Origin of the sequence: Pseudomonas sp. Wu6 (assembly GCF_019891515.1) — a bacterium.
Lineage (GTDB): Bacteria > Pseudomonadota > Gammaproteobacteria > Pseudomonadales > Pseudomonadaceae > Aquipseudomonas > Aquipseudomonas orientalis_A.
Genome location: NZ_JAFLXH010000045.1, coordinates 24,722 through 35,007, shown reverse-complemented (window position 1 = coordinate 35,007; position 10,286 = coordinate 24,722). Strand labels below are relative to the sequence as shown.

Here is a 10,286-nt window from a genome sequence, read left to right as displayed (position 1 = left end):
CAGGAGGCGTTACCACGCGGAGCGTGGGAACGATCAACCACCCAACAACCCCTCACACCGATCGTGCCCACGCTCTGCGTGGGTATGCAGCCCGTGACGCTCTGCGTCACCACCACTCAAGCGGGACGCGGAGCGTCCCGGGAGGCGTTACCACGCGGAGCGTGGGAACGATCAACCGCCCAGTAACCTCCTCACACTGATCGTGCCCACGCTCTGCGTGGGCACGCAGCCCGTGACGCTCTGCGTCACCGCCACTCAAGCGGGACGCGGAGCGTCCCAGGAGGCGTTACCACGCGGAGCGTGGGAACGATCAACCGCCCAGTAACCCCCTTACACTGATCGTGCCCACGCTCTGCGTGGGCATGCAGCCCGTGACGCTCTGCATCACCACCACTCAAGCGGGACGCAGAGCGTCCCAGGAGGCGTTACCACGCGGAGCGTGGGAACGATCAACCACCCAGCAACCCCTCACTCTGATCGTGCCCACGCTCTGCGTGGGTATGCAGCCCGTGACGCTCTGCGTCACCGCCACTCAAGCGGGACGCGGAGCGTTCCGGGAGGCGTTACCACGCGGAGCGTGGGAACGATCGGCTGTCAGAACTCGATACGCACATCGCCCTTCGGCACACTGCAGCACGACAGGATATAACCCTCGGCTTCATCCTCTTCAGTAATCCCGCCGTTGTGCTCCATCTCGACCTCCCCGCCCAGCTTCATCACCTTGCACGTGCCGCAGATGCCCATGCCGCACGCTTTCGGGATCAACAGCCCCAGCTTGGCCGCCGCCGCATGCACCGTTTCGCCCGGCGCCACCCGAATGCTTTTGCCCGATGCAATGAATTCCACCTGATGCAGGTCCGCCAGGTCGACTTCCGGCGCATCCGCCGCTTGTTCGGCCTGCTCCACTGCGTCGGCCCGCGCTTCCGCTGGCGTCGCGCCAAAGGACTCTTCGTGATAGCGCGTCATGTCGAAACCGGCGGCTTCCAGCAGGCGCTTCACCGCGCTCATGTACGGCGTGGGGCCGCAGCAGAACACTTCGCGCTCAAGGAAGTCCGGCACCATCAGTTCCAGCATCTTGTGGTTCAGGTAGCCACGGTAGCCGGCCCAGGGCTCCCCAAGACCATGCTTCTCGCAGATCAGGTGCAGGCTGAAGTTGTCGATCCGCGACGCCATGTGTTCCAGCTCGCGGTGGTAGATGATGTCCTTGGGTGAACGGGCGCTGTGCACGAACGTCATGTCGACATTGGCGTTGGTGTCGTAGAACCAGCGCGCCATGGACATCACCGGCGTGATGCCGACGCCGCCGCTCAGGTACAGCACTTTGGGGCTCGGGAAGTCGATCGCATTGAACAGCCCGACCGGACCGTGCACCGCCAGTTCCTGGCCTTCATGCAGCGTATCGTGCAACCAGTTGGAAACGCGGCCGCCCGGCACGCGCTTGATGGTCACCGAGAAGCTGTACGGCACCGACGGCGAACTGGAAATGGTGTACGAGCGCATGATCGGCTGGCCTTCGATCTCCAGCTCCAGGGTGACGAATTGCCCCGGCTTGAAAAAGAACAGGATCGGCTGGTCGGCCATGAAACAGAAGGTGCGCACGTCCCAGGTTTCCTGGATGACTTTGACGCAACGGACGATGTGCCGACCATTGGCCCAGGTCTGGGTGGTTACCGGGTTCAGGAAATTATTGGACATGTTGTTCTCCACCGCCGAGGCTCGGCCTTATGGTGGCGATTCTGCGTAACGCGCGAATCGCCCATTTACCTATCTGCGACATTCACATACTTACCGCGACCAGCCCCCAACGACAGGGGCTTGCGCGTCGGGATCAGATTGGGCCATGTCGCCCATGGATAAGGTTCGCCCCCACGCCGGGCCCACACTCGCTCCCAACAAAGACGCGTTCTTTACGCCTTGCTGCAAACCTGATCAGCCACTATTCGCCGGCCACACAGAATGGCCATGAGGACATACACGATGGACGTCACCGCAACCTTAAGCTTGGGCGATCCGCTGGAACCCGCACGCAAGGCCACCGCGCACATGCTGCAAGAGCGCGAACGCACCTATTCGCTGCCGCAGCCGTTTTACTCTGATGAGCGGCTGTTCGATATCGACATGCAGGAAATTTTCCAGAAAGAGTGGTTGATCGCCGGCATGACCTGCGAAATCCCCACCAAGGGCAACTACCTGACCCTGCAAGTGGGCAAGAACCCGATCATCGTGATCCGTGGCGCCGAAGGCGTGGTGCATGCGTTTCACAACGTGTGCCGGCACCGTGGTTCGCGCTTGTGCACCAGCGACAAGGGCAAGGTTGCCAAGCTCGTGTGCCACTACCACCAGTGGACCTACGAGCTGGACGGTCGCCTGTTGTTTGCCGGCACCGAGATGGGCGCCGACTTCGACATGAAGCAGTACGGCCTCAAACCGGTAAACGTGAAGACCGCCGGCGGCTACATCTTCATCAGCATGGCCGAGAATCCGCCGGCCATCGATGACTTCCTGTCGACCCTGAACCACTACATGGAACCCTACGACATGGAAAACACCAAGGTGGCGATCCAGACCACCTTGTTCGAAAAAGCCAACTGGAAACTGGTGCTGGAAAACAACCGCGAGTGCTACCACTGCAACGCGTCGCACCCGGAACTGCTGAAAACCCTGCTGGAGTGGGACGACGTCACCGACCCGCGCGCCGACCAGGCGTTCAAGGACCACGTCGCCGCTTCCGCCGCCGCCTGGGATGCCGAGAAGATTCCTTACGCCCACGCCAGCTTCGGCCTGCGTAACCGCATCGTGCGCATGCCGCTGCTCAAGGGCACCGTGTCGATGACCCTGGACGGCAAGCAGGGCTGCGCCAAGTTGATGGGCCGGATCAAAAATCCCGATCTGGGCTCGATGCGAATCCTGCACCTGCCCCACTCGTGGAACCACTGCATGGGCGACCACATCATCGTGTTCACCGTGTGGCCGATCAGCGCCCAGGAAACCATGGTCACCACCAAGTGGATCGTGCACAAGGACGCCGTGGAAGGCGTGGACTACGACGTGGAGCGCATGCGCCAGGTGTGGGACGCCACCAATGACCAGGATCGGCGCTTGGCCGAAGAGAACCAGCGCGGCATCAACTCCACCGCTTACCAGCCGGGGCCGTACTCCAAGACCTATGAATTCGGTGTAGTGAATTTTGTGGATTGGTACAGCGAGCGCATGCTCAACAACCTGGGGGCAGCGCCTGCGCCTTACCTCAAGGGCGTGGCCGCGCACGAGTAACTGACACACCGTGGATAAAATGTGGGAGGGGGCTTGCCCCCGATTGCAGTGGTTCAGCCGGCAACTTCATGGGCTGATGCACCGCTATCGGGGGCAAGCCCCCTCCCACATTAAGAGTCTGAGCTGTTCAAAATTTGACCAACAGTAGTCAAGCCCCCTGCGGCTGGGCGCTTCAGCGGTTACCCAACAACTTATCCACAAAGCCACCCACAGCAATTGTGGGCAACTGCCGGCCGCCTTCAAAATTAAACCAGGAAAATCCGTGACTTATTCATATGCATGGATTTAACACGCGCCTGATCGTTTTTTGATCAACCCATTGAAAGCCTCGAACTACGTGCCCTGCAGCGGTACGCGAACACCTTATCCACAGAAGCACCAACAGACTTTGGGGGCAACTTTGCCCACACTGTGGAAAACCACCTCAAAGCTGCATATCTCGGGGGATTCAGGGGTGTTTAGAGAGGTAAACACGACAATTGATCATATTTTGATCGTATCGAGCAAAGCCTTTATCTATAAGGCCCCCAGCCGACAGCGAACATCTTATCCACAGAAGCGCCAACAGACTTTGGGGGCAAGTCTGTACGCCCACCCGGGAAAAACCCCAGTAAAAACCGCCAGTTAGGCTGGTTATTTTTCGTACAGAGGGCTGCAGGGCATGATGCGCCGGGGGTGTAGACAACCGCGAACAGGTTATCCACAGGCGCATCAACAGCGATTGTGGGTAAACATTTGTAGGAGCGAGCTTGCTCGCGAAGAACCAGAGAGCGCCGCGTTAAAACCGGACACGCTGCGTTATCGTTAACGTTTTTCGCGAGCACGCTCCCTCCTACAGGGAATCAGCGTACGACGCCTTCTTCTATGAGCAATTTGAGTATCGCCTGCGCGCCCTCTTCAGCACTCACACCCTTGAGCACCTGCCCACCGCCCCCGCTGGCCTTGGCCGTCGCGGCCTTCATGCGATCAGCGCCGCTCTTGGCCTTGATCACCTTGAGGCGCTTGGGCCGAGGCTTGGCCGGTTGCAGCAGCGCGTCTGTGAATAACTCATCCTGTTCAATCTCGACGTCGTGGGCGGCAAGCTCACCACGTTGCGCCGGGCCGTAGGCACTCTGGCGCGGCTTGGGAGCGGCGTTATCCACCGTCGCCAGAAACGGCAGGCGCACCTTCAGGCGCCGTCGCTGGCCGCGTGGCAACGCCTGCAGCACATGGGCCACGCCGGCGTCGATGGACTCGACTTGAGCCAGCCCCACAATCAGCGGCCACCCCAGTTGCTCGGCCAACAGGAACGGCAGCATGCCCGAGCCCTCACCGGTTTCCGCCTGGCTGCCGGTCAGGACCACCTGGGCGCCGGCGTCGCGCAGATAGTCGCTCAACACCGGCAACGCATCGGCACCGGCCGGCTGTTCCAGCACATGCAGTTGCGCCAATCCCATGCCCAGGTAGCTGCGCAAGGTCGGCTCGCTGATGTCGCCGGCGTGCAGCACCTGCAACTTATCCCCAGCCATTTGCAGGCCAAGCTCGACGGCACGCGCATCCTGTTCGGCACGGCGCGGGCGCCCGGAAGTGGGATGGGCGCCGATGGATACCAGGCTGATTACATTGGTTGTCATGGTCATGTCCCTAGGCTGCATCGCGCTTGGCGCCGTTGCGGTAGGCCTCGACCGCAGCGATCAAGGCGTGCAGAATCGCGGCGCTTTCGCCGATCACCGACAGGTCGGCACGCTTGATCATGTCGCAGCCGGGGTCGAGGTTGATCGCCACCACCTTGTCGCAGGCACCAATGCCTTGCAGGTGCTGGATCGCCCCGGAAATACCCACGGCCACGTACACCCGCGCCGTGACCCAGGTGCCGCTGGCGCCGACCTGGCGATCACGCGCCATGAAGCCATCGTCCACCGCGACCCGTGAAGCGCCTTCGGTGGCGCCCAGCGCGGCGGCGGTCTGGTGGAACAGCGCCCAATCCTTCACGCCGTTACCGCCGGAGAAAATGAATTCGGCTTCGGCCATCGGAATCGCCGCCGGGTCCACTGCCACCGCGCCAAGGTCTTCGATACGCGGCAGGCTGCGTGCCAGGGTTGTGGATAACTCCACGGGCAACACTTCATGGCGCGTCTCGCTGACCGGATCGGCGCACTCGACGGCGGCGAGAATCAGGCGTGGCAGCGGCCGCGCCAAATCTTCCTGGCCGGCGCCGGCGCGACCGATACACGACTCGCCTTTGATCTGCCACACCCGCGTGGCCGGGCGTTCCTTGAGGCTGGCGGCGAAACGGCGGCCCAGTTCACCGCCACCGCTGCGGCTGTCGGGCAGCAACCAGTGACGCGGGTTGAACTGGTTATCCACAGCCCGCAGACCCTGGACGCGTTGCTCCGGTGAATAACCGTCGAATTCATGACCGTCCAGTACCAGCAGGCGGTCTACGCCGGCTGTGGCAAATGCATTTTCCTTGTGTTCACCAAACACCACGGCCAGTACCGCGCCGTCACTGCCGACCAGTTGCCGGGCCAGGCCGAGCACATCGCGGTCGTGGCTGCTCAAGCGGCCGCCGACCATATCCGGCACCACGTTGATGTAGAACGCCGGCGCCGCAACCTGATGCAGCGGCAGTTGCACTTGCACCGCCGCCGTACGCTTGGCCGCACCGCCCTGTTGCGCGCCGCTGCGGTCGATGCGCTTGATGCCGTTGGGGCCGATAAACCCCACACCGTGCACATTCTTGCGGATGACGCCGTTAGGCCCCATCCAACTTTGTTGCACCGGCTGCATCGCCGCATGCAGCGGGTGCAGGCGATTGCGGGCGATCCATTCGGCCCGTGGGTCGCGGCGGATAATGTCGCTCATCAGTGCACCTCCGCAGGTTCACGTTTGGGGGGCGCCTTCGCAGGCAGGGCGTCGTCAAGCAGCGCGTCGGCCACCAGTTCGGCGATGTCCTTGATCAGCGGGCGCGGTTCGACCACGCCTTCGAGCATTGCGGTGCACTGCGGGCAACCCACGGCCACCAGCTCGGCGCCGGTTTCGCGGATGTCGTCCATGCGCATATCCGGGATACGCTGCTTGCCGGGAATGTCCGTGATCGGTGCTCCGCCGCCGCCACCGCAGCAGCGCGAACGGAAGCCCGAACGTTGCATCTCCTTGACCTCGATGCCCAGCGCGCGCAGCACTTGGCGCGGCGCCTCATATTCACCGTTGTAGCGGCCCAGGTAACACGGGTCGTGGTAGGTCACGCTGGTGCCTTTGTGCTGACCCAGGTTCAGCGCGCCGTCGCCGATCAACTCGGCCATGAAGGTGCTGTGGTGCTGCACGAGGTAGTTGCCGTTGAAGGCGCCGTACTCGTTTTTCAGCACGTGGAAACTGTGCGGGTCGCAGGTGACGATGCGTTTGAAACTGTACCTGGCCAGGGTCTGGATATTGCGCGAGGCGAGCAGTTGGAACGTCGCTTCGTCGCCCAGGCGCCGCGCCACGTCGCCGCTGTCGCGCTCTTCAAGACCGAGTACCGCGAAGTCCACACCGGCGGCCTTGAGCACCTTGACGAACGCGCGCAGGGTGCGCTGGTTACGCATGTCGAAGGCACCGTCACCGACCCAGAACAGCACGTCGCAGCTGCTCTTGTCGCTGAGCAGCGGCAGGTTCAGGTCCGCCGCCCAGTTCAGGCGACCGCCGGGGGCGAAGCCGCCGGGGTTGTCGGTGGCGATCAGGTTTTCCAGGACTTCGGCGCCCTTGTTCGGCGTGGCGCCCTTTTCCAGGGTGAGGTGGCGACGCATGTCGACGATGGCGTCGACGTGCTCGATCATCATCGGGCACTCTTCCACACAGGCGCGGCAGGTGGTGCACGACCACAGGGTCTCGGCGTCCACCAGGCCGTTGACGATCGGCTGGTGCGGGTTGCCGGCGTGTTCACCAATCGGTTTGCCCGGGTACGGGCTGCCGGCGAACTTGGCATCGGTGCCACCGGCCAGGCCGACCACCATGTCCTGGATGAGTTTTTTCGGATTCAACGGCTGGCCGGCCGCGAACGCCGGGCACGCCGCTTCGCACTTGCCGCACTGCACACAGGCGTCGAAGCCGAGCAATTGGTTCCAGGTAAAATCCCTGGGTTTTTCCACGCCCAGTGGCGCGGTCTTGTCGCTCAGATCCAGCGGTTTCAAACCGGTGGAACGGCCGCCACCAAAGCGTTCGGCGCGGCGGTGCCAGGCAAGGTGCAGGGCGCCGGCGAAAGCATGTTTCATCGGCCCGCCCCAGGTCATGCCGAAGAACATTTCGGACACGCCCCACAGCACGCCCACGCCGAGCAGCGCAGCGAGCAGCCAGCCACCAAAATCGGCGGGCAGAATGCCGGCCACCGGCAAGGTCACCAGGAAAAAGCTCACCGAAAACGCCATCAGGCTTTTCGGCAGGCGCATCCACGGGCCTTTGGACAGGCGGGCAGGCGGATTGCGGCGGCGCAGGTACATGAAGATGGCGCCGACAAACATCAAGGTCGAGGCCAGCAGCAAGGCGTAACCGAGGATACGGTTTTGCAGGCCGAACCCATGCACCAGGATTGCCAGCAACGCCGACAGCACAAACCCCAGCGCCGTAGCGACGTGGGTATTGGCAATGTATTTGTCGCGGGCGACCACGTGGTGCAGGTCGACCATGTAGCGCTTGGGCATGGCCAAGAGGCCGCCAAGCAAGTCGACTTTGGAGGCGCGGCCACGGCGCCACATGTTTGCCCGGCGCAAGGCACCGAGGACCGCGAGGCCCAGGGCGGCAAACAAGAGAATAGGCAGCAAGGTGTTCAACATGGTGAAGCTCCCAAAGACCACACAGGCCTACTGTGAAACTGGCCTTGAATGTGGGAGGGGGCTTGCCCCCGATGGCGGAGTGTCAGTTGATACAGCTGTCGCTGAACCACCGCTATCGGGGGCAAGCCCCCTCCCACATTTGACCGCGTTCACCTCATCAAAAGTCTTTGCACAGGCGCAGGGCGTCGTAGATCGCAGCGTGGGTATTACGCTGGGCCACGCAGTCACCGATGCGGAACAGCAAGTACCCCTCACCCGCCTCGCTCAGGCACGGCTGCGGCTTGATCGCGAACAGGGCTTCGACGTCCATCTGGCCCTTGTTGCGCGAGCCTGGCTTGAGGGCGTAGTAAATTTCTTCGTCCGGGCGCACGCCGTTTTCGATCACCACCTGGTCCACCACCCGCTCCTCTTGGGCCCCGGTGTATTCGTTCTCCAGCACCGCCACCAGTTTGTCGCCTTCGCGGTAGACCTTTTCCAGCATCATGTCGCCGGTCATGATCACTTCCTTGGGGTACATGCTGCGGTAGTAAGTCGGGAACGACGTACCGCCGATGGCCACGCCCGGCTTGATATCGTCGGTGACGATCTCGACCTGGCAGCCTTTGTCCGCAAGGAAATCCGCCACCGACATGCCGGTGAATTCGCAGATGGTGTCGTACACCAATACGTTCTTGCCGGGTGCGACTTTGCCGTCGAGCACATCCCAACTGCTCACCACCAACCCTTCGGCAGCGCCCCAGTGTTCGTTCTGCTCGATGAAGGGATGCCCACCGACGGCCAGCACCACCACGTCCGGGCGCAGGTCGAGGATGGTGTCGGCATCCGCAGCCACGCCCAGGCGCAGGTCGACTTTCAAGCGTGCCAGCTCCAACTGGTACCAGCGCGTGATACCGGCGATCTGGTCACGCTGCGGCGCTTTCGATGCCGTGGTGATCTGCCCGCCGATAAACTCTTTCTTCTCCAGCAGGGTTACGTCGTGGCCACGTTCGGCGGCAACGCGTGCAGCCTCCATACCGGCAGGACCTGCGCCCACCACGACCACCTTGCGCTTGGGCCCGGTGGACTTCTCGATGATATGCGGCACGCCCATGTATTCACGGGAGGTCGCGGCGTTCTGGATGCACAGCACGTCCAGGCCCTGGTACTGGCGGTCGATGCAGTAGTTGGCGCCGACGCACTGTTTGATCTGGTCGATCTGGCCCATCTTGATCTTGGCGATCAGGTGCGGGTCGGCGATGTGCGCACGGGTCATGCCGACCATGTCCACATAGCCGCCTTCGAGGATGCGCGTGGCCTGGTTCGGGTCCTTGATGTTCTGCGCGTGCAGCACCGGGACCTTGACCACTTCCTTGATACCGGCCGCCAGGTGCAGGAACGGCTCCGGCGGGTAACTCATGTTCGGGATCACGTTGGCCAGGGTGTTGTGCGTATCGCACCCCGAGCCCACCACGCCGATGAAGTCGAGCATGCCGGTGTCGTCGTAATACTTGGCGATCTGCTTCATGTCTTCGTGGGACAAGCCGTCCGGGTGGAACTCGTCACCGCACAGGCGTATGCCCACGCAGAAGTCGTCACCCACTTCGGCACGTACGGCCTTGAGCACTTCCAGGCCGAACTTCATGCGGCCTTCGAAGCTGCCGCCCCATTCGTCGGTGCGCTTGTTGACCCGCGGGCTCCAGAACTGGTCAATCATGTGCTGGTGCACGGCGGACAGTTCCACCCCGTCCAGGCCACCGGCCTTGGCCCGGCGCGCAGCCTGGGCGTAGTTGCCGATCACGCGCCAGATCTCTTCCGGCTCGATGGTCTTGCAGGTGGCGCGGTGCACCGGCTCACGCACGCCGGACGGCGACATCAGGGTCGGCCAGTTGAAGCCGTCCCAACGCGAACGACGGCCCATGTGGGTAATCTGGATCATGATCTTGGCGCCATGCTTGTGCATGGCGTCGGCCAGGTTCTGGAAGTGCGGGATGATGCGGTCGGTGGACAGGTTCACCGAACTCCACCATTCCTGGGGGCTGTCGATGGCCACCACCGACGAGCCGCCGCAGATCGCCAGGCCGATACCGCCCTTGGCTTTCTCTTCGTAGTACTTCACATAGCGGTCGGTGGTCATGCCGCCGTCGGTGGCATACACCTCGGCGTGGGCGGTACTGAGCACGCGGTTGCGGATGGTCAGTTTGCCGATCTGGATCGGCGCAAACATTGCTTCGAAAGCCATGGCACGGT

The 10,286-nt window shown here is 62.6% G+C and carries 6 protein-coding genes; 1 reads left to right on the top strand and 5 read right to left on the bottom strand.

Features of this window, described 5'->3' with window-relative positions; translation table 11 throughout:
* Positions 1-594: 594 nt before the first annotated feature.
* Positions 595-1,695 (bottom strand): glycine-betaine demethylase subunit GbcB, encoded by a 1,101-nt coding sequence (gene gbcB, locus J1G34_RS23940; RefSeq protein ID WP_065885442.1) that lies wholly within the window; start codon positions 1,693-1,695, stop codon positions 595-597.
* Between the two features lie 282 nt (positions 1,696-1,977).
* Between gbcB and gbcA the strand changes: the two genes are divergently transcribed.
* Positions 1,978-3,273 (top strand): glycine-betaine demethylase subunit GbcA, encoded by a 1,296-nt coding sequence (gbcA, locus tag J1G34_RS23935; RefSeq protein WP_065885441.1) that lies wholly within the window; start codon positions 1,978-1,980, stop codon positions 3,271-3,273.
* Between the two features lie 842 nt (positions 3,274-4,115).
* Here the strand turns inward: gbcA and etfB are convergent.
* From etfB to dgcA, 4 genes are all read right to left on the bottom strand, one after another.
* A complete protein-coding gene (gene etfB / locus J1G34_RS23930) occupies positions 4,116-4,886 on the bottom strand; it encodes an electron transfer flavoprotein subunit beta (RefSeq protein WP_122484240.1) in 771 nt (256 codons plus the stop codon).
* Between the two features lie 10 nt (positions 4,887-4,896).
* The gene (gene etfA, locus J1G34_RS23925; protein ID WP_222994718.1) at positions 4,897-6,117 is read right to left on the bottom strand and encodes an electron transfer flavoprotein subunit alpha; all 1,221 of its coding nucleotides are present in this window, start codon (positions 6,115-6,117) and stop codon (positions 4,897-4,899) included.
* Positions 6,117-8,060: a dimethylglycine demethylation protein DgcB gene (gene dgcB, locus J1G34_RS23920; RefSeq protein ID WP_130139013.1), complete on the bottom strand. Its 1,944-nt coding sequence runs from the start codon at positions 8,058-8,060 to the stop codon at positions 6,117-6,119. Before dgcB ends, etfA begins: the two co-directional genes overlap by 1 nt.
* Before the next feature lie 157 nt (positions 8,061-8,217).
* A complete protein-coding gene (gene dgcA / locus J1G34_RS23915) occupies positions 8,218-10,278 on the bottom strand; it encodes a dimethylglycine demethylation protein DgcA (protein ID WP_065892455.1) in 2,061 nt (686 codons plus the stop codon).
* Positions 10,279-10,286: the final 8 nt, after the last annotated feature.